Genomic DNA, 20,576 nt, shown 5'->3' with positions numbered 1-20,576 from the left:
AGAGCAAAGAAGGCGGGGGCCGGGCAATGCTGAGACTGGAGAAGCGGCCTCAGCCGTCGCAAATGTGGACCTATGCAACGCCGGTTCTGGCGGTTGTATTAACGATGATCGCGGGCGGCATCCTGTTCACCTTTCTGGGCAAGGACCCGCTGGTGGCGATCCGGACAATCTTCTGGGACCCGCTATTTTCCGAGTTCGCGTTTTACTATCGCCCGCAGTTGTTGGTGAAGGGTGCGCCCTTGGTGCTGATCGCGATCGGGTTGTCCCTGGGCTTTCGCGCCGGCATCTGGAATATCGGCGCCGAGGGGCAGTATATCGTGGGTGCATTATGCGGGGCTGGCGTGGCGCTGGCGCTATATCCGCTGGAGGCCTGGTGGTTGTTCCCGGCCATGGTGATCGCCGGCGCGGTTGGCGGGATGCTGTGGGCGATGATCCCGGCGCTGCTGAAGGTGAAATTCGGAACGAACGAGATCCTGGTCAGCCTGATGCTGGTCTATGTGGCCGAACAGCTTTTGGCCTCTATGTCCTTGGGATTGATGAAAAACCCGCAAGGGTTTGGCTTTCCGGGGTCGAGAAACCTGCAGCAGTATGACAGCGCTCATAATGCCGAGCTGATTACCGGATCGGGTATGCATTGGGGGGTCGTCGCGGCGTTTATCGCGGTAATTTTCGCCTATGTCCTGCTGAACCGGCACATGCTGGGCTTTCACATTCGCCTGACCGGCGAGGCCCCGCGCGCCGCGCGCTTTGCCGGGGTCATTCCGGCGCGGCTGATCCTGTTCTGCCTTGGGACATCGGGTGCGCTGGCCGGACTGGCGGGCATGTTCGAGGTTTCCGGCCCCTCGGGTCAGGTCAGCATTGATTTCAACGTTGGTTATGGGTTCACGGCGATCATTGTCGCGTTTCTGGGCCGCCTGCATCCGGTGGGAATTCTGCTGGCGGGTGGGCTGATGGCGCTGACCTATATTGGTGGTGAGATCGCGCAATCCAAGCTTGGCCTGCCCTCGGCCGCGATCCAACTGTTCCAGGGGATGCTGTTGTTCTTCCTGCTGGCGGTGGACGTTCTAACCAATTTCAAGATCAAAATGACCAAAGGGGAGGCTGCGTGATGGATATGTCCTCGATCAATCCGATCTTGCTGCTGGCGTCATTGATCGTGGCTGCGACCCCCTTGTTGCTGGCCGCTTTGGGAGAGCTGGTGGTGGAAAAAGCCGGCGTTCTGAACCTGGGCGTCGAAGGGATGATGATCACCGGCGCAATCTGCGGGTTTGCCATCGCGGTGAATACCGGATCGCCCGTTTTGGGGCTGGTGGCCGCAGCAATCGGGGGGGCGGCTTTGTCTTTGCTCTTTGCGATCCTCACGCAATTTGCCTTGGCCAATCAGGTCGCCTCGGGGCTGGCGCTGACGTTGTTCGGGTTGGGTCTTTCGGCTTTGATCGGTCAGGGTTATCAGGGGGTCAAGCCGCCTGCTTTTCCCGAATTTGACATCCCTATTCTGTCAAAAATCCCGGTGCTGGGGCCCATCCTGTTCACCCAGGATTTCGTAGTCTATCTGGCGTTTTTCCTGACCTTGGGCACTTGGGCCGTGCTGAAATACACACGTGCCGGGTTGATCCTGCGCGCGGTGGGGGAAAACCATGATGCGGCGCATGCTTTGGGCTATAAGGTTGTGCGCATCCGCGTTTTGGCCATCCTGTTCGGTGGCGCCTGCGCTGGTCTGGGCGGGGCCTATATCAGCCTGATCCGCGTCCCCCAATGGACCGAGGGGATGACCGCCGGTATCGGCTGGATCGCTCTGGCGCTGGTGGTGTTTGCCAGCTGGAAACCCTGGCGCGTGCTGCTGGGCGCGTGCCTGTTCGGAGGCGTGAACGTGCTGCAGCTGAACCTGCAGGCCGCGGGCATCGCCATCCCGGTCGAGATTTTGGCGATGTCGCCCTATGTCATCACCATCCTCGTCCTCGTCATCATGTCGGCTGACCGCAGCGGGGCACCTGCCTCGCTGGGCCGATCCTTCCACGCCTCGCAATGAGGCCTAACTAACCTGCAAGTAACAGGGAGAACCTGCATGAAACTCGTGAAACTTCTAAGCACCGCCGCGATGGCGCTGGGTCTGGCGACCTCGGCCATGGCGGATGACAAGACCAAGGTCGGCTTTGTCTATGTCGGCCCCGTCGGCGATGGCGGCTGGACCTATGAACACAACAAGGGCCGCCTGGCCGTAGAAGAGGCCTTTGGCGACAAGGTTGAAACCGTCTATGTCGAAAGCGTCCCCGAAGGCCCCGATGCCGAGCGTGTGATGACCCAGATGGCGCTGGAAGGCGCGGACCTGATCTTTACCACCTCGTTTGGTTACATGGACCCCACCCTGAACGTGGCCAAGAAATTCCCGAACGTGAAATTCGAGCACGCCACCGGCTATAAACGGGCGGCTAACGTGTCCACCTACTCGGCCCGTTTCTACGAAGGCCGCGCCGTTCAGGGCACCATCGCGGGCAACCTGACCAAGTCGAACGTCATCGGCTATATCGGATCCTACCCGATCCCCGAAGTGATCCGCGGCATCAACTCGGCCTATATCCACGCCAAGAAAGTGAACCCCGATGTCACATTCAAAATCGTCTGGGCCTACACGTGGTTTGATCCCGCCAAAGAGGCCGACGCCGCGAAGGTGCTGATCGAACAGGGCGCTGACGTGATCCTGCAACACACCGATTCCACCGCGCCGCAAGCCGCCGCACAGGCTGCCGGTAATGTGTACACCTTCGGTCAGGCCTCGGACATGGGTGAATACGCCCCGATGCCGCGCGTTTCCTCGATCATCGATGACTGGGCGCCCTACTACATCGCGCGCACCAAGGCCGTCATGGATGGCACCTGGGAAAGCAAAGACACCTGGGATGGTATCGGTGCTGGCATGGTCGGCATCGGCGAGATTTCCGATGCTGTTCCCGCCGACGTGAAAGCCGCCGCACTGGAGCTGAAGGCCGCGCTGGCCGATGGCTCTTATCACGCCTTCACCGGCCCGCTGAACAAACAGGACGGCACCCCCTGGCTGGCCGACGGCGAAACTGCTGACGATGGCACGCTGGCTGGTATGGCCTTCTATGTTGAAGGCATCGAAGGCTCGATCCCCCAATAAGCCTTTCGGGATTGCGTTAGCAAACACTGGCCTCGCCCCTGCTGGCGGGGCCATCTTGTTTTCAGGGCAATGATACGGCGGCAGTTGCCTTGGCCCGGCTGTCGTGCCATCCCTTGAGGCATGACCAATAAGCTTAACCTGCCCGACACCGCCTCTGTTGTTGAAACCGGCCCTGATGGACGCATGTTCGCCCCATCGGCCGCCCGGAATATCGAAGCTATCGCCGCTGTTCTGGCCGAACATGCGCCTCAATCTGGGGCGGCGCTGGAAATCGCCTCGGGCACGGGCGAACACATCGCACACCTGGCCCCGCAACATCCCGGCCTAAGCTGGCAACCCAGCGATCCTGATGCGGCACGCCGCCGGTCGATTGATGCTCATGGGCAGGACATTGCCAACCTGCGCCCCGCAATTGATCTGGACGCCGCCACCCCCGGCTGGTCGGCCGAGCATCGCGGTCTGGACCTGATCTTGCTGGTCAACCTTCTGCACCTGATCCCTGAAGCCGCCGCCAAAACCCTGATCGCCGAAGCCGCCCTGGCCCTGGCCCCCGGTGGGCGTTTTGTGCTGTACGGCCCCTTCTTGCGGGACGGAGAGACCACCTCGGACGGGGATGCGCGCTTCAACGCAAGCCTGATCGCGCAAGACCCCACGATTGGCTACAAGGACGATTGGGATGTGATTGACTGGCTGCAGCACAATTGGCTGGAGCTGGTTCAGGTCATCGAAATGCCCGCCAACAATCTGTGTTTTGTCGCGCGGAAACCCTGAAAATCTGATCAGGATCAAAGCCCGCCGCGGCGCGGCATGGTTTCACGGCCTCACAAATATTAGAGAGGCTGAATATGACCTGGACAGACAAGCTGAACGGCACTCGCGACCAGTTGCGCTCGCTGAACAAATGCATCCCCGATACAACCCGCGCCTTTGGTGGCCTTGGCAAATCGGTCAAGGAAGGCGGCGTTCTGGAATTCAAAACCAAAGAGTTCATCGCCCTTGGCATCGCCGTGGCCATGCGCTGTGATTCCTGCATCGTTCTGCACGTCGAGACCCTGATCAAGGCAGGCGCAACCCGCGAAGAAGTCGGCGACGTGCTGGCCATGACCATTCAGATGGGCGGCGGCCCCTCGATGATGTATGCCGCCAAGGCGCTGGAATGTTATGACGAGCTGACGGCGGAATAAGCGCCGCGAGTTGACAAGCCCGTCAGATGCAAACGCCGGTCGCCTCCAAAGGCGATCGGGACCACCTTCAGATCTGGTCTGCTCTCAACATGTCGCAGATGGCCTGATCCCACCAAACCCAACGACTAAAGACCTCAAAACCTTGAAGTTTTCTTGATTGCGGCCAATGCCCGTCCTTTTCCTTGCCGGTTATTCTTCGAAATCGATGGTTGCGTGCGTCCCATCACAGAAGGGTTTGTTTTTCGATTTACCGCAGCGGCACAGCGTAACGCGATTGCGCGTTTCCAATTGGGTGCCGTCTGATTTCAGGATGGGAACGCCGCCAGAAACCCACAGCGGCCCTGCGGTTTTAGAGCGGGAATCTTTGGAAATCGCGGCAACCTCGCGCGGCATATCCGGCTCGATCTCGGTCATCTCACCATCCAAAGGCAACTCGTAAACGAAGGTTCCAGAAGGGCAGCGATCGACCATCGAGATAATTTGGCTTTTCGCGTTGGCGCTTCCGCTTTCAGGCATCAGTGCGCGGATGCCGCTGGTTTTATTGAAACAATACTTCGCGTGGATACAGTAAGAGTTGTCCACTTTCACCCGGATGCCATCGCCTTCCAGGATTTCCTGTGTCTCGGATATGGGCGCAAAGTCGGCGGAACCCTTGTCGTCAAAATCAATGTAATCATGAGTGCCATCGCAAAAAGGCTTGGTTTTGGACTGCCCGCAACGGCACAATACATAGACTTCATCGGTTGCAATCGTTTCCGTCGTCGCCCAGGTCAGCGCCTCGCCTTCGGCGCTGGTGACGCGCGTTTTGCGAACCAAAGGGATGTCGCCATGAACAGCATAGGGGCCGGATTCGCGGATCTCGATCCAGCATTTATGCGCATGCGCCGGAGGTCGATAGGCGAAATAGGAACCAACGGTGGTTTTACCATCACCTGACGGCATCTCGACCAGTTCTTTTATCAGGTGCCGCAGTTCGAACATCGTGCCGACAGTTTCACCGAAAAGCCTTGGCTCGCCAGCAAACGAGCGTTCCATCATCCGAAGCATGTCGCTGTAGCCCTGCGCTAACGCCTCCATCTTTTCACGTTCCGGACTGTCAGGGGGATAATCATTGATATCCGGATTTGTCCGCATGTTATGCACAGCGTCCCAATCCACTGTGAAAGCGTCACCAGTCGGGCCTGATTCCGCGGTGTCACCCGGCTGATAACTGCGCCCTTCAAGGATTTCCTGAAAGCGAAAATAGTGGCCGACCTCCTCACGTTCGGGGTGGAACATGTTGTGATCGCCATCAAAGACCGAAGCATGGTCCAGTCCCTCGCCCTGCTCTACGATCTCTTTCATCGCGTCCAAGGCGGATGACAAATCCGTAACCGCGATAAGGTGACCTGCTCCGCCGTAATAGGTGGTTTCGGCGGTCAGTTGCCAAGCCGGGTCGCCGGAAAAAACCGCCTCTTCCCCCAATGCCTCACAGCAGGACTTCAACCCCTCGATGATTGCCAAATAGAACTGGCCGATAGAGTGATAGTTTTCTTCAAGCGGCTCGGCATCGGTCTCGGCTGGTCGTTCGATTTTCATGAAGGTTTTTACGCCCTCGGGCGAAAACTTACCCAGGTTGACGATGAAAGAACCGTCACCATGCGGAAGCGGCGTTGGGTACGTGGGGATGAAACCATCGTAGTCAAATCGGGGTGTGCCGCCAATCGCATTCAAAATGTTGGCGGCCAATGCCATGTGCAGCATCTCTTCTAAAAAGACGCTCTTTATGACCTCGGCGGATTCAATATTGGTCCCGTCTTTTATTGAATACAGGGCTGACAGATAAGGCGCCAGCGTCGCGTGTTCCAGCTCGATTGCCCATTGCAGATGTTTCCGCAAGCTTGCCAGATTTGAAATAGTCATGATTTCCCCCGTTTATTTTTGTCACACTCCGCACAAGCGCACTGAAAGTTCGTCTTTAATTACAGGAAGATAGCTAAGTCACCTGGGCAACAGCTCTTTGATGTCATGCAGCACGTCTTCGATGCTGCTTTCCAGCTTGCTGTAGAGAGCTTCGACCCAACCATCGAGCTTTAGCTTTTCTTCCTTTGTCAGAATTTTCGCTGTCACGACGACGATAGGAATGTCATGCCAGCTTTTGTTTTTGCGATACTCTTCGACAAACTCGAAACCGTCCATTTCCGGCATCATCAAATCCAGAAGAACAAGCGAAGGCCGGTTTTTGGACATGGCTTCGACGCCGCGCCGTCCGTTATCGGCCTCGACAACTGTGGCGCCCTCTTTCTCCAGGAATTTGCGCATCATCGACCGGGTGGCCTTGTCGTCTTCGACAAGCAAAACGGTTGATCCTGCGCGTTCGATCAGGAACTTGTCGAGCACCGAAACCAGCTTTTTGCGATCTACGGGCTTTGACAGATATTCTGCTGCACCAAGAGAAAATCCCAAACTGCGATCTTCCGCGATTGTCACCATGACAACCGGAATATTCTCGGTCTCTTTCGACCCTTTCAGTTGGGTCAGAACCGACCATCCATCGGTATGCGGCATGACTACATCCAGGGTGATCGCATCCGGCTTCAGCTTTTTCGCCTTTTCCAAGCCTTCCTTTCCATTTTTTGCCAGCTCTGTGCGGTACCCCGAAGCGGAAAGATTGCGATGCAGCAGTTCGCGGACGTTCCTGTCATCATCAATGATCAGCACCAGCGGGGCATTCTCATCCACGTTGCCATCAAGGCCAAGATCGTCTGCATTCTGGTCTTCAGTGCGCAAGCTGTTCGCGTCGACAGCGACCTTCATGGTGAATGTTGTTCCGACACCGGCCTCGCTGACCGCAAAAATATCGCCGCCCAGCATCCGACAGAATTCGCGCGTGATCGTCAGGCCCAAACCGGTTCCCCCAAATTTTTTAGAGGTCGAGGAATCGGCCTGTGTGAATGGGTCGAAAATCTTTCCCAACTGCTCGGGCGTCATGCCGATGCCCTGATCCTTCACGTCGAAAGCGACAAGATCGCCAGGTTCAAGCCGGACATCCACGTGCAGCACGCCGTTTTCTGTGAACTTCGCCGCATTGGACAACAGATTGAACAGGTTTTGCCGCAGCTTGGTCAGGTCGGATTGGATTGTACTGACCGCTTTGTCGATCGAGATTTCAAGCGTGTTGTTGTTCTTTTCGACCAAGGGCTTGATGGTGTTCGACACGTCTTCAAGCATCTCGGCGACTGACAATTCCTCGATGAACAACTCGATCTTGCCGACCTCGATCTTTGACAGGTCCAGGATGTCATTGATCAACCCCAGAAGATGCTTGCCAGCGTTCTGAATTTTCTCGAGGTCGGGAATGTATTCCTCGTTGTCGTCATCCTCGGCATCGTCAATCAGCAACTCGGAATAGCCGATAATGGCGTTCAGCGGTGTGCGGAGCTCGTGACTCATATTGGCGAGGAACTGAGATTTGGCCGCATTGGCGCTGACTGCTTCGTCGCGGGCGACTTCCAATTCGTCCAGAAGCCGCTGTAATTCTTCCTCGTGTTTCTTGGCTTCTGAGATGTCAGTAAAGACCGAAACCGTACCGCCATCCTTGGTCGGGTAGCCTTCAGTGCGATACCATTTATCAAAGAACTTGTCCTCGGACTGGCGGGTTTTGTTTTCCGCACGACTTTTAAGGACAGTCTGAACCCAGGCTTCTCGCTCTTCCTCGGTGTCAAACGTTCTGGACGGGTTGCGCGAGCGGCGGATGACCGTTTCGAAGTTTTCACCGACTTTCGGGGCCACTCCACCGCAAAGCTGGGCCATGATCTCGGCGCATTTCTGGTTCAACAGAACGACCCGATCGGCCTCGTCATAAAGCACCAGCCCCTGATCCATGGCTTCGATGGCGGAACTCAGATGAGAATGCGCCACCTCGGCTTCCTTGGCGAGCCTCGCCAGCTCTTCTTCATGTTTCTTGGCCTCGGTAATATCTGTGAAGACCGAAACAGTGCCACCGTCTTTGGTCGGGAAGCCTTCGGTGCGGAACCAGCGATCTAACCACATGTCTTCGGATCGCCGGACCTTGTTTTCCCGGCGGTTCTTCAACACCGACTGGATCCAGGCTTCGCGGTCGTCCTCGGTCTCGAACTTCCGTGCGGGATTTCTGGCCCGCCGAATGTAGTCTTCGAAACTATCGCCAACCTGCGGTGGATGTCCGCCCGCCAGTTGCCCCATGATCTCGCTGCATTTCTTGTTCATGAGGACGACCTTGTCATCCGCGTCATACAGGATAAGCCCCTGGTCCATAGCCTCGATGGCAGAGCTCAGATGTGTATGTGCCACCTCTGCTTCTTTCGCCAGCCGGGAAAGCTCTTCTTCGGTATTCTTGGACTCGGTGATATCGGTATAGACTGAAACCGTACCACCCTCGGACGTCGTGAACCCTTCGGTCCTGTACCATCGGCCGTCTGGGGCCTGATCCTCGGAAAGCCGGGTCTTTGCGCTGGCACGATACTTCAACACCTCCTGTATCCAGGCCTTTTGCTCTTCCGGTGTTTTATCGGCATGGCGGATAACCGCGTTGTAAGTCAGTTGAACCACGAAATGCTCGCCAATCTTTGGTTCGACCCCCCCGGTAAAACTTCGGATGACCTCGCGGTATTTCTGGTTGAACAAAACGATGTGGTCGTCCGGGTCGAACAGCACGAACGCCTGGCCCATGGCCTCGACAGCGTCGTTCAAACGCGAATGCGCCACCGCCGCCTCTTTTTGGCTTAACGACAGTGCGTCCTCTGCGCGCTTGCGTTCTGCCACCGACCCCAATTGAGCGCCGACATGTTCCAATGTTTTTATGATTTCGATGTTTGCCGGAGAGATGTCCTGCGCAAAAAACTCCAACACACCGATAACTTGGGAATCCAGCGTGACCGGAAACGCCATGGCAGCCTTCAACCCGACCTTTTCGATGAATTCCTTGCGTCGAAATTCTGGCCGTGACGACAAGTTTTCAACCCAAACCTCGCGGCCTTCTGCCAACACCTGACCGGGAAGATCTGCGGTTTCACCGAACCTAAGGCCCTCGGTCGCTTGCCTTAGATCTGCCATGGCCGAGGACGTTTCAATATGCCAAATGCCGGTCGGCACAAGCGTGCTTTGGCCATCCCGATTTTCGACGATATAGGCGTGCCCCACCGGCCAGTTCGTGTAGATGCAGATTTCGTGCAGCGCCGTTTGCAAGGCTGCCTCGAAGCTTTCTGCACTGTTGGCGGCCAACACGATGTTCTGCAACAAGCGCACCGAGGCGGTCCTTTCGGCCACGCGTTGTTCAAGTTGATTGTTGGCGGCTATATGCGCCTTTTGCGCCTCGATTTCGGCGGTGATGTCCCGGCCGTAAACATTTGCGTACTCTTCACCATCAACCGGGGAAAAGCTAAACAGGAACGTCTGGTCCCCGCTTTCCAGTTTGACAGTTTGCGTTTCGCGCGTTCGCATCGCCTCGCCTGCGGTGTTTGCAAGCTGCGTGCTTAGGCGGATGGGTGGCCCCAGCTCGATTACGCCGGGAATGGCTTCCGAAGCGTTGTTGCAAAAAAGGACATTGCCATTGCCCAGCGCCCGCATCACCGGGTTAGGGTTTTCATTCGGAAATTTTGCAAGGTCGGCCGCCTGTTTCACCGCTTCGCGCATCGCGGTGACGTCGCGACCATAAATATTGATGTACTCAAACTCGTGCACCGGAACGATCGCCAGTTCGTAGATGACGTCGTTAACCGGATAGTCGATACGTAATTCCGTGTCGGCCTTGTACTGCGCAATGGCCGTTTTCACGAGGCTTGCATCAACCTTTTCGGTCTTCGGGTTCACCAGTTTGGTCAAGGTTCGGGAAAACTTGTTCGCGTAGAGAAGCAGCCCCTTAGGGTCCAGGCGCATCACCGGGCTGGTTGACTCATCCGGTAGTCGCGCCAACCCTTCAAGATCGTCGTGCGATCCCGGTCTGATCTTTTTCCTCTTCGCGACCATTTTCATTCCCTCTTTTGACGATCGGCCGAAACAGAAGCCACTGATCCAAGTGTACTTCGTTCTTCAGAGGCCTAGTCTTTTGAAACGGGGGGTCGACAGTCGGTGATGATTTAGCTTGGCGCGGAGCCCCCGGCATTGTTCGTAGCCGGAAGTTTGTCCGTGCAGATTCTGCCCGTGTTTTGCGGCAGATATCTCCCCTCCCAGAGCATTCTTTGTTTTTTTGGATAAACATTCCACAAAATGCTAGAATTGTTAAGGAAAATTGCCGGGACGGCTGGCACGCGGAAAAACGGGGCTAGTGATTTGACACGATCAGAGGAAAATACCGGCGCATCATCCGTGATCGCCTGCGAGTTTGTAATTGGCGTAACAGGGCACCGTGATCTGGTCGAAGCGGACCACCACAAGCTACGAGACGACATCGCCAAAGCACTTGAAAAAATCGCGGCAAATTTCGACCATCTGCCGGTAAGGCTGGTGACGGGACTGGCAGAAGGTGCGGACACACTCGCAGCCGAGGTTGCCCTTGAAATGGGTTTGCATGTGAGCGCGGTACTGCCCATGCCGCGAAAGTTCTACGAACAGGATTTTGAAGGTGCGGCTCTGACGCGTTTCAAAGAACTGGCCGACGATGAACGCGTGGACTGTTTCGAGATCCCGCTGGCTGAGGAAAACGAGGGCAGGGATCAGTTATCCTCTGAGGATCGTGTGGTTCAGTACGAGATGTTGATGGACTTCCTGACCCGTCGCTCCAACGTTCTGATGGCGCTTTGGGACGGTCTGATGCTGGAACAGAAGGGCGGCACCTCGGATGTCATCAGCACCTACCTGTCAGGCCGCGCCCGGTATCAGAACCCGGTCTTTCTGCCTTCGGGTGATATCCAGTTCGAAGATTGCGGCGAAATCGCCATCTGGATCAAAACACGCCGGGTGCAAAACCCAGATCATATCTTGACCGATGTGCCGGCCTATCTTGTGTCTGATGCCTCTGGCTCTTCTTTCCAAGAGATGAGCGATTGTCCACAAGGTTTCCTGAACCGCTGGGCCGGGTTTGAAGCTTTTGCACAGGATCGGTTCTCGGATATTTCTGCTGACCTGCCTGTCTGGCCGCTTGCCGAAGATGGCGAATTGGGTGGGTCCGCACAAGCGAAGGCCATAAACCGCGAATTCCTGAGAGCCGATCAATTGGCGATGGGGAACCAGAAGAATTCCGACGGGCTGTTTATGGCCTTTGGTTTTATTGCCGGCGCCATGGGCCTGTTCTTCCTTGTCTATGCCAAGTTGGCCGCCCTGGAAATCTTTCTTGTTTTGTACGTCGCCTTGTTTCTCGTCGGTTACATCCTGTTCAGGATCAGCGCTGCTCGGCATTGGCTGGGCAAGCACCTGTCTTATCGTGCTCTTGCAGAAACAATGCGGGTGCAATTTTTTCTGCTGGTGTCCGGTGCGGGCGCAGGGTTCAGCGTCCGCCGGGTGATGAGCCTGACCAGCGTCGATCGTTTCCAGCATTTTGAATGGCTGCCTGACGCAGCCCGCTGCATGGAGCCAGTGACCTACGAAGATCACAAGCCCAGCCCGGAACGGATGCAGGCGGTGCATGACCACTGGATCGATGACCAAAGCCAGTACTTCGCCAAGAAACTGCACCAGCTTCATGACCGGCACAAGCGGCTGGAGGTGATCAAGGCAGCACTACTGCTTGGTTCCGTCGCCGGTGCGGTGGCGCTAATCCTGTTCAAGTACGAGATGAAGAAATCCGGCTTTGTCGGTTTCAGCGTCAAGACCTGGCTGGTGTTCCTGATGGGCCTCTTGCCGCTTTGGCTGGCAGTGTGGGAGCTTTATCAGGGGAAAATGGCCATGCGGGAACTGATCTGGCAGTACGCCAACCAGCGTCGCTATTTCACCGCCGCAAAAGACCAGATGGCCGCCTGCACAACGCAGGAAGCGAAACAAAGGATCGTCTCGGACCTTGCCGAACGGGCGCTGGCGGAAATCTATCTCTGGTCCGCGCACCGCTACCACCGGGAACACGAACCACCGGCGGCTGGTTGACCGATGTCCGCCCCCTCGCCCGAGCAAACCACTTTCAAATCCCTCTTGTCAGAGTTGCGGCACGACCTGCGCACACCGATCGGGCATATCATCGGATATGCCGAGATGATTGCCGAGGAACTGGAAGACGACATGGTCAAGATGTTTTCGGGCGATCTGGAGGCGATCCAGAACGCGGGCCACAAGATGCTGGGGCTGATCGACCAGCACTTCAACGCAGCCAAGAATTCGGCGGATGAGATCGATTTTGCCGACGCTCAGTTCCAGTTGCGCCTTCAGCTGAACCACATCTCGGGCTATGCCGAAATGCTGCGCGAGGACGCGATTGAAGATGGGTTCGACGACATCATAGACGATCTCGACCACATCACTTCGGCGCAAGGCAATGTGTTGCAGATGGTGGAAAACATCGGCCCGCATTTCGCTGTAAAAGCGACCAAGAAAAAGAAAAGTCCTGCCGCCAAACCATCCGGGGAACAGCCCGCGCTTTCGTCGATTTTCGGCGTCGGCGGCGAAATTCTGGTTGTCGATGACGACCCATCCAACCGCGAACTGCTGGCCCGTCGGCTTGCCCGCAGCGGTTACTCTTCTACCTGCGTGGTTAGCGGAGAAGCCGCCCTTGAGGCGCTGGATGAACGTCGCTATGACCTGATCCTGCTGGACCAGAAAATGCCCGGCCTGTCCGGACTGGAAACTCTGGAGATCATCCAGAACTCGGCCCGGCTGCGTACCATACCGGTGATCATGCTGTCGGCGGCTGACGACTCCGAATTGATGGTGCAATGCATCCTTCACGGGGCCGAGGATTACGTCGCCAAACCCTTCAACCCTATCCTTCTGACCGCCCGCATAAACGCCTGTCTCGAAAAAGTCCGCCTGCGTCAGAACGTGGCCCGCCAGTTTCGTGTCTTTATCTCTTCGCCCGGCGACGTGATCCCCGAACGGCTGATCTGCAAAACGATCATCAACCGTCTGAACGAAGAATTCTCGGGCAAAGCCTACTTGGTTCCGATCCTCTGGGAAGAAGAGCCTCTTCTTGCCTCGGACACGTTTCAGGCGCAAATCCATCCGCCGCGACAAACCGATATCTACATCGGCATCCTGTGGTCACGCATCGGCTCTCCTTTGCCGGACACGATCAAACGCGAGGATGGGTCGATCTACGACAGCGGGACCGCGTTCGAGTTCGAGGACGCGCTTTATGGCTATCGCGAAAATGGCCGTCCTGAAATGCTGCTTTACCGCAAAAGCGGCGCGCCGCACCTGTCGCTTGCCGACAAAAACGAGGTGCTGGAACGGCTCGACCAAATTGATCGTCTGCAAAACTATGTCGACCGTTTCCTGATTGGCGAGGACGGCAGCTATGTCGCCGCTTTCCACATGTTCGACGACGGATCGACCTTTGAAGCCATGCTGGAAATGCACTTGCGCAAACTGGTGGAACGCCTGCTGACGAGTGACGAAAACAGCGAGCAGGTCAACTGACTTGCCAGCTCACGACTTTGTGTGCAAAATCTCAGACAACATGAAGTGGGGAAATCATGGTAAAAATATTGCTCGTTGAAGACAATGAAATGAACCGCGATATGTTATCTAGAAGGCTGAAAAAAAAGGGCTTCGAAGTGACGATGGCCTTTGACGGCCAACAGGGCGTTGACATGGCCACCCTGGAAGCCCCTGACCTGATCCTTCTGGATATGAGCTTGCCGGTCATGGACGGATGGGAGGCCGCGGGCCACCTGAAATCCAACGACAAGACCAAGGCGATACCGGTGATTGCGCTGACCGCACACGCCATGGCAGGCGACAAGGAAAAGGCGCTGGAAGCCGGGGCAGACGAATACGACACCAAGCCGGTAGATTTGAAACGGCTTCTGGGCAAGATCGACGCGCTTTTGGGAACCTGAAATACCATTTGTTGGTGACTGGAGGCGGGAATATTGGAAGCTGAGGCTATCAAGAAAGCAATGCTCTCTGGCGGTGACGATTGGCAGGCTGCAAGGGCGCATATCTCTGCAAACGATGCGCCTTTGACAAAAAGCGATTACTCGGAACAAAAACTCAACGAGCGTAATCTCGCAGAGTGCGACTTTTCAGGATCTGATTTTTTTGACGTGGACCTGACCCGCGCGAACCTGAAAAAGTCAATTTTCCACGGTGCCGACCTGACCCGGGCGCTGATGCATCAGGCCGCTCTTTACAAGGCCGACCTGACGGGCGCGGTCCTGCTAGAGGCCGACTTGTCCAACGCAGATATGTCATCCACAACTTGCCGCGGAGCAGATTTTCGCGGCGCGGACCTCAGGGGTGTCAATTTCACCGAGGCCGATCTGAGAGGCGCGGATTTTTCTCATTGCGACCTAAGCGGGGCCGACCTGACGCGCGCCAACATTACCGGCGCCAAATTCCACTTTGCCCAGATGACCGACGTGAATGTCACCCATCTTGTCTATGGTAACTACCGGGACATGATGGGGCTCTATTACGGCGTCCGGGGAATTGACCTGATTTACGGCAACGCAATCTATTTGCGTGACGCAAAGGACCAGGACTATATCGACACGCTGTATCAGGTTCTGATGGACAAAAAACCCGGGATGCTGCGCTCAATAGAGCTGCTATTGTTCAAATCCTGGGGGCTGATCGATCATGGCCGCAGCCTGCTGAAGGTCGCCTTCTACGCCTTCATCATCGCCACGTTCTATGGTCTGATCTACTTGATGGATATGGTCTATGGCTGGCACATCATGGACTATTCGAACTCTGCGCAGACCTGGTTCACCCCATTTTACTATTCCGTGGTGACCTACACGACGCTTGGCTTTGGTGACGTGACCGCCGACAGCCTTTTCGGCGAGCTGTTTGTGATCAGCGAAGTAATCCTTGGGTATTTCACGTTGGGACTGCTGCTGGCAATTTTGGCCAACACCATAGCCCGCCGAAGTTGATGCCCAGAACGCTGCGCCCTTTCAAACCACTGGTCAGAAATAGGGGGTTCTTATGGGGAAATTAGTTTGTCAAAGCTGCGGGATGCCGCTGTCCAAAGACCCCAAGCTTGGCGGGCTCGAAAAAGACGGGGCGCACAGTCAGAAGTACTGTTCGCTTTGCTACGACGACGGCGAATTCCTGCAACCTGACATCACGGCTACAAGCATGCAGCACCTCGTCATCCACGCCCTTCAACGGCAAGGATGGCCAAAGGCTATTGCATGGTTAGCGACAAGGCGAATTCCAAAATTGGAACGCTGGAAAGGGCCACGATAGCGGGTTTGGCGACAACGCATTCCCGGGTAGCCCCCGGGTCTTAAAGCGCCGTTTATCGTACCCTGCCGGGCCGCATGTGTTGTTTCTCAACCGGGGCGTCCTCTTCTTTTTCAACGCTCACGGGCGCAAGGCTTGAGCACACCAATTTGCTTACCCAATGCCAGCGCATTGAGCGTTTTCTCCAGTCACGATTTCTGACGAGAAATCCCGAAAATCGTCATTCCATCGCCGCGGGCATCCATGTCCCTGGCGGCAAACTCACGGCGCACGTCTGCACCGAACGCGAAGCTTTTCATCGGGTTGAAACGCTCAATCTGTTCTTGATCGGGCCAGACGACGCGGACCCATAGGAGATCGGACCGCCACACACACGGCTTAACGCCACCATGGATCACAGCCGCATACGCGGTACATCATTGGGGTCAAGTCGCAGCTCGATCAGCAGGGGTTTATTGCGTGCCTCGATCGCCTGGATGGCGTGTTCCAAGTCCTCGGCCGATTGCACCAACACCCCCTGCCCGCCCAGTGCGGTTGCCACCTGCGCGAACGAGGGCCAGTCGAACATGGTAAGCCCCGGATCCATCTTGCGATCAAGGAACTGTATGTGCTCGGCCCCATAGGCCGAGTCATTGGCAACGATCACGATCAGATCCTGTTTCATACGCACCGCGGTGTTGAACTCGTTGATGCCGCCCATCATGAAGCCCCCGTCCCCTGTAAACAGCACCACGGGCCTGTCGGGCACCGCATAGCCTGCGCCGATGGCCACCTGCAGCCCCAACCCGATCGAGCCGAAATTGGCTGTCGCGATAAAGCTTTCGGCATTGGGGCACGAAATGCGGCACCAGACCTCGGTCATGAAGCGCCCCCCATCGGTGGTCAGGAACCGATCCTTGGGCAACGCATCCTCAAGCCGGTCCAGGGCGTATTCATAGTTCACAAAGCCCTTGGTGGCCTTTTCAGGGTTCCCCTTGGGATGGGCGGTCAGCACCTGCATGTCCAGCTCGGCCGTGAAACCGCTGCCGGGGATCTCGGCCTCGTTCAGCCACCATGTGATGTTATCCGCGGTCAGCCCCGCATCGGCAATCAAGGCGGCGTCGGGATGAAAGTTCTTGGCAACCTCGGTGACTGTATTGTTGATTTGCACCACCCGCTTGCCCTTCATCAGGCCGCCCTTGTCCGTGGTGAAATGATGCAACGAGGTGCCAAAGGCGACCACGCAATCGGCCTTGGCGATGGCGTCATAGGCGGCGGGTGTCGACAGTGTGCCGAAGATACCGATGTTATAGGGATGCGCGTTGAACATGCCCTTGGCTTTCAACGTGGTGGCCACCGGGGCCTCCAGCCTGTCGGCCAGGCGGGTAATCTGGTCTACCGCGTCCCTGGCACCGATACCTGCAAGGATTATCGGACGCTTGGCGCTGGCGATCATGCCCACGGCTTCGTCCAGATCATCGCCCTGCGGCACATAGGACGGCGCAGTGAAGGCAGGAAAAACGTGGGTTTCATGCTCGATCTCTTGCCACATGAAATCGGCGGGCATGTTCAGCACGATGGGCCGCTTTTCGACCTGCGCGCGGTAAATCGCATGGGCCACGTCATAAGAGGCCGTCTGAGGAGAGCGCATCTGCTCAAACCCCGCTCCGGTCACGGCCACGGTCGCTTGCTGGTTGATGTTCTGCAGGTTCTGCGGGTTGGCAACGGGTGTGTCCCCCGCCAAAAGCACCATGGGGACCCGTCCGCGCGCGCCTTCGGTCAGAGCGGTGATGCAATTGGTCAGGGCCGGGCCGTGGGTCACCGTTGCGATGCCCACCGTTCCACTGACCCGCCCATGCGCCAATGCCATCAGAACAGAGCTGCCTTCATAGGCGACGGGGACAAAGGTTGCATCCCCGGCACGAACGAAATGGTCGACCAGGAAAAGGTTGGCGTCTCCCATCAGGCCGAACATCGTGTCGAGGCCATGATCAAGAAGGGATTGGGAAATGGATTGATAGACGTACATGATGCTGATCACCGATCGAAGGTCTGTTTGCGCTTGACCAACTTGTATCGGCGAAGGGTCGCGTAAAGTGCGCAATTATCCACATGAATCGACGCTATTTCGCGGCCATTTTGCCATTTAGAACAATATTACGCGCAATTCTCGCACAGAACGCCTGACCTTGGCCAAGCTCCATCGATGCGATCACATAAAGCTGGTCCGAAGCTTCGGGGGCCTCACCACGATACATCCGTGCTGTTTGGAACGTGGCAACAACGCCATGCTGGATCTGAGTTTACGCACCCAGACATGCAATTCCCTCTCTGTGGACGCGGGAAAATGTGCTTATCTGACCTCAGAGACTTGAGCCAGCGCCAAAGGGGCCAGAATGTCCGATCCCAAGAACCCGACCATGCCCGCCATGCGGTTACTGCTGACCGTTGCCGCCATCCTGGTGCTGATCATCGGGGTGCCGCTGTATTTTGTGCCAACCAGCACTCCGCTACTGTTTTCCTGGACCGTGAACCCGCCCATCACGGCGGCATTTCTGGGCAGCGGTTATCTGGCCGCATTCGTGATCGAAATGACCTCAGCCCGCGAACGCAGCTGGACCCGGGCCCGGATCGCAGTGCCAGCGGTTCTGACATTCACCACCATGACCCTGATCGCAACTTTGTTGCATTTCGACAAGTTTCATTTTGGACCGCAATTCCCCAAACTGACCCAATTCGTGACCTATGTCTGGCTTGTGGTCTATGTCGCGGTACCGGTGGTGATGGCCGTGCTTTTGTATCTGCAAGTACGGCGCAGCCGTCCCGATGCCCGCGCTCTTGCTCCGATGCCCGCCTGGAGCCGCGCCTTGTTCGCCTTGCAGGGCGTTATCCTGCTGGCGATGGGCGTCGCGCTGTTCTTTTTCCCCTCTGTATCAAAAGATATTGCCTGGCCGTGGGCACTTAGCTCACTGACGGCGCGCGCGGTTGGCGCGTGGTGTCTGGGCAACGGGCTGCTTTTCCTCCAGATCGCCCTGGAACGGGATTTCTGGCGTGTTGAAAACGCCCTCTCAGCGCTGTTCGTCTATGGCATATTGCTGCTGGGATCACTGATCCGCCTGTCTGGCGGCATGATGCCCGACGGGGCACCCGTGGTCGAGGTTTCCGATCCCGCCTTGTGGGCCTATATCGTTTTTGTGCTAGTCATGCTGTTCACAACCGGCCATGGGTGGCAGCAGGCCCGGCGCACTGGCTAGGGCCTAGCCCTGCAATTCATCAATCCGATCCGAGCGCAAGGGTTTTTGCCACGGCATCAGCGCAAAGCCATCTGTGATCTGGTGAAAGGTTTTGCCGGCCGCATAACCCTTGATCAGAATCGCGCGGATCATCGGGTTCTGCAACGCACGAAAGCCGAACCCGTCCAGGTGTTCATAGAACAGATTGCAGATCAGCTCGCCGCGCCGCAGATCGCGCCGAATCGAGCGCAGCCCCACATCATACGCGCCGCGCGCCGAGGTCCCCTGCGCCACCGCGCCCGCCACCGCACGTCCGGCCATTTCACCTGATCTGAGCGCATTAAAGATCCCTTCGCCCAGCAAAGGTTCAACCATGCCGGCGGCGTCCCCGGCGAACAGCAGACGTTCCTGGGTGGGTCGATAGGTTTTGCCGCCAAACCCCAAGGGGAACCCCATGATGTCCTGCACATCCTGAGTGCCCAGCTTGGCGCGCGCATAGTTGCGCAGGATGTCTTTGCCCAGCGGAACACGGTCGCGGCTGGTGTAGATGCCAACATTCACATGATCGCCCTTGGGAAAGACCCAGCCATAGCCGAAAGGCAGGCAGCCAAAGTTCAGCTCCATCCCCGGTGCGCCGGACAGGCTGGCGCGGGGCACGATCCCTTCCAGCGCGAAACCGCGTGAAAAGGCCCCCTGCGGATCGGCCAGACGACGGATCTGGCTGTTCGCGCCATCCGCAGCGATCAGATAGCCCGTGTTCAGACTGCGCCCGTCCCCCAAATCCAGACGCACATGGTCGGGTGCAACGGAAAGGTCCGTGATCCGATCCACTAGCTGGTAATCGGCGCCTGCCTGGCGCGCGCGATCCAGCAAAAGCCCGTCGAACTCGTGCCGCACCACGAAACCGCACAAAAGCCCCTGCGCCGAAATCGGCTGGCCGGGCGCAGCGCCAAGGCCCAAACTGATGCTTTGCGTGGACTTCTGCACGATATGAGCCACGGAAAAAGGCAATTGCGCCAAAGCCTTGGTCGACAGCCCGCCTGCACAGGGTTTAGGCCTTGATCCGGGCGCGCGATCCAAAATGGTGACGCGCACCCCCTGCCGAGCAGCGTGATAGGCCGCCATGGTCCCGGCGGGGCCCGCTCCGACGACGATCAGCTCGTGATTTTCAGTAGCCAAACCCTGACCGCCTTTCGTGGACTGCTTGCACGCGTGCCCCGATGATAGCCGCATCTGAGAACATGCCAACACAGCAATTTACGCAAGCCAGAAACCGACACATAGTCAATTAATTTCAGGGGGTTATGAAGAACATATGGTGCGGCCGAGATACACCGATATATGTTTGCTATCCATTCTTTCTGTGCTTCCTGCGTAAATAGTGCACATCTCAATGCGGCATCTTTCGACCATCAAGCGCGGATCAACCCAACCTTTCGAACGTCTTTCAGCATATTCGACGCGCCAATGACCGCAAAACGGACAAGTCGGGCCTTCGGATGTATTGGGTGAACAACCGCTTTGACGTGCCATGCAACTTGACGGCCCTGTTTGATGATCACGACAAGCGGTCAGATGATGTAACTCCCTTGAAAACACTCACGCCTGCATGCGCTGTTAATTTGTGGTATGGATTCACGAGGGAGGCAATTTGATGTTCTTAGAGGATGCATTGTTAAGAGACACTCTGGGTGCAGCAGTTCAGCACCGCGGTCGAACGCATTCGTCGGACTGGGACGAGGTGCA

The 20,576-nt window shown here is 56.9% G+C and carries 15 protein-coding genes; 11 read left to right on the top strand and 4 right to left on the bottom strand.

The features are described from left to right. The first annotated feature begins 26 nt into the window (after window positions 1-26). The 5 genes from ACOQOQ_RS10290 (at window position 27) to ACOQOQ_RS10270 (ending at window position 4,323) form a co-directional block, all read left to right on the top strand. Window positions 27-1,109: an ABC transporter permease gene (locus tag ACOQOQ_RS10290; RefSeq protein WP_420566900.1), complete on the top strand. Its 1,083-nt coding sequence runs from the start codon at window positions 27-29 to the stop codon at window positions 1,107-1,109. Beyond that, window positions 1,109-2,029 (top strand): ABC transporter permease, encoded by a 921-nt coding sequence (locus ACOQOQ_RS10285; RefSeq protein ID WP_420569757.1) that lies wholly within the window; start codon window positions 1,109-1,111, stop codon window positions 2,027-2,029. The genes ACOQOQ_RS10290 and ACOQOQ_RS10285 overlap by 1 nt, the downstream gene beginning before the upstream one ends. A gap of 36 nt (window positions 2,030-2,065) precedes the next feature. Further along, entirely contained in the window at window positions 2,066-3,139 is a 1,074-nt protein-coding gene (locus ACOQOQ_RS10280; protein WP_420566899.1) for a BMP family ABC transporter substrate-binding protein, read from the top strand. A 120-nt stretch (window positions 3,140-3,259) separates the two neighbouring features. Continuing rightward, on the top strand, window positions 3,260-3,910 hold the full coding sequence (locus ACOQOQ_RS10275) for a DUF938 domain-containing protein (RefSeq protein WP_420566898.1): 651 nt from the start codon (window positions 3,260-3,262) through the stop codon (window positions 3,908-3,910). A 74-nt stretch (window positions 3,911-3,984) separates the two neighbouring features. Further along, window positions 3,985-4,323, top strand: a complete 339-nt coding sequence (locus ACOQOQ_RS10270) for a carboxymuconolactone decarboxylase family protein (RefSeq protein ID WP_420566897.1) — start codon at window positions 3,985-3,987, stop codon at window positions 4,321-4,323. 189 nt (window positions 4,324-4,512) lie between these two features. Here ACOQOQ_RS10270 and ACOQOQ_RS10265 read toward each other — a convergent pair whose 3' ends face one another. Together ACOQOQ_RS10265 and ACOQOQ_RS10260 are read right to left on the bottom strand one after the other, a co-directional pair. Beyond that, window positions 4,513-6,225 (bottom strand): ferritin-like domain-containing protein, encoded by a 1,713-nt coding sequence (locus ACOQOQ_RS10265; protein WP_420566896.1) that lies wholly within the window; start codon window positions 6,223-6,225, stop codon window positions 4,513-4,515. A 78-nt stretch (window positions 6,226-6,303) separates the two neighbouring features. After that, window positions 6,304-10,218, bottom strand: coding sequence for a PAS-domain containing protein (locus tag ACOQOQ_RS10260; protein ID WP_420566895.1), 3,915 nt, complete (start codon window positions 10,216-10,218; stop codon window positions 6,304-6,306). A gap of 393 nt (window positions 10,219-10,611) precedes the next feature. Here ACOQOQ_RS10260 and ACOQOQ_RS10255 point away from each other — a divergent pair, with 393 nt between their 5' ends. The 5 genes from ACOQOQ_RS10255 (at window position 10,612) to ACOQOQ_RS10235 (ending at window position 15,621) form a co-directional block, all read left to right on the top strand. Continuing rightward, window positions 10,612-12,357: a hypothetical protein gene (locus ACOQOQ_RS10255; protein ID WP_420566894.1), complete on the top strand. Its 1,746-nt coding sequence runs from the start codon at window positions 10,612-10,614 to the stop codon at window positions 12,355-12,357. Between the two features lie 3 nt (window positions 12,358-12,360). Then, entirely contained in the window at window positions 12,361-13,842 is a 1,482-nt protein-coding gene (locus ACOQOQ_RS10250) for a response regulator (RefSeq protein ID WP_420566893.1), read from the top strand. Between the two features lie 56 nt (window positions 13,843-13,898). Next, entirely contained in the window at window positions 13,899-14,264 is a 366-nt protein-coding gene (locus tag ACOQOQ_RS10245) for a response regulator (protein WP_420566892.1), read from the top strand. Between the two features lie 207 nt (window positions 14,265-14,471). Continuing rightward, the gene (locus ACOQOQ_RS10240) at window positions 14,472-15,305 is read left to right on the top strand and encodes a pentapeptide repeat-containing protein (RefSeq protein ID WP_420566891.1); all 834 of its coding nucleotides are present in this window, start codon (window positions 14,472-14,474) and stop codon (window positions 15,303-15,305) included. A gap of 52 nt (window positions 15,306-15,357) precedes the next feature. Further along, entirely contained in the window at window positions 15,358-15,621 is a 264-nt protein-coding gene (locus ACOQOQ_RS10235) for a zinc ribbon domain-containing protein (RefSeq protein ID WP_420566890.1), read from the top strand. A gap of 391 nt (window positions 15,622-16,012) precedes the next feature. Here ACOQOQ_RS10235 and ACOQOQ_RS10230 read toward each other — a convergent pair whose 3' ends face one another. Further along, window positions 16,013-17,626, bottom strand: a complete 1,614-nt coding sequence (locus tag ACOQOQ_RS10230) for a thiamine pyrophosphate-binding protein (RefSeq protein WP_420566889.1) — start codon at window positions 17,624-17,626, stop codon at window positions 16,013-16,015. 367 nt (window positions 17,627-17,993) lie between these two features. Here ACOQOQ_RS10230 and ACOQOQ_RS10225 point away from each other — a divergent pair, with 367 nt between their 5' ends. Beyond that, window positions 17,994-18,851 carry a hypothetical protein gene (locus tag ACOQOQ_RS10225; RefSeq protein WP_420566888.1) on the top strand — a complete coding sequence of 286 codons (858 nt, stop codon included), beginning with the start codon at window positions 17,994-17,996 and terminating at the stop codon, window positions 18,849-18,851. Between the two features lie 3 nt (window positions 18,852-18,854). On the opposite strand, the gene ACOQOQ_RS10220 is transcribed toward ACOQOQ_RS10225, so the two are convergent. After that, window positions 18,855-20,009: a geranylgeranyl reductase family protein gene (locus tag ACOQOQ_RS10220; RefSeq protein WP_420566887.1), complete on the bottom strand. Its 1,155-nt coding sequence runs from the start codon at window positions 20,007-20,009 to the stop codon at window positions 18,855-18,857. Between the last annotated feature and the right edge of the window lie 567 nt (window positions 20,010-20,576).

The organism is Thalassovita sp. (assembly GCF_965218685.1).
Classification (GTDB): Bacteria; Pseudomonadota; Alphaproteobacteria; order Rhodobacterales; family Rhodobacteraceae; genus Thalassobius.
Note: the sequence above shows the minus strand (reverse complement) of the source record. Positions and strands in the feature narration are given on the sequence as shown.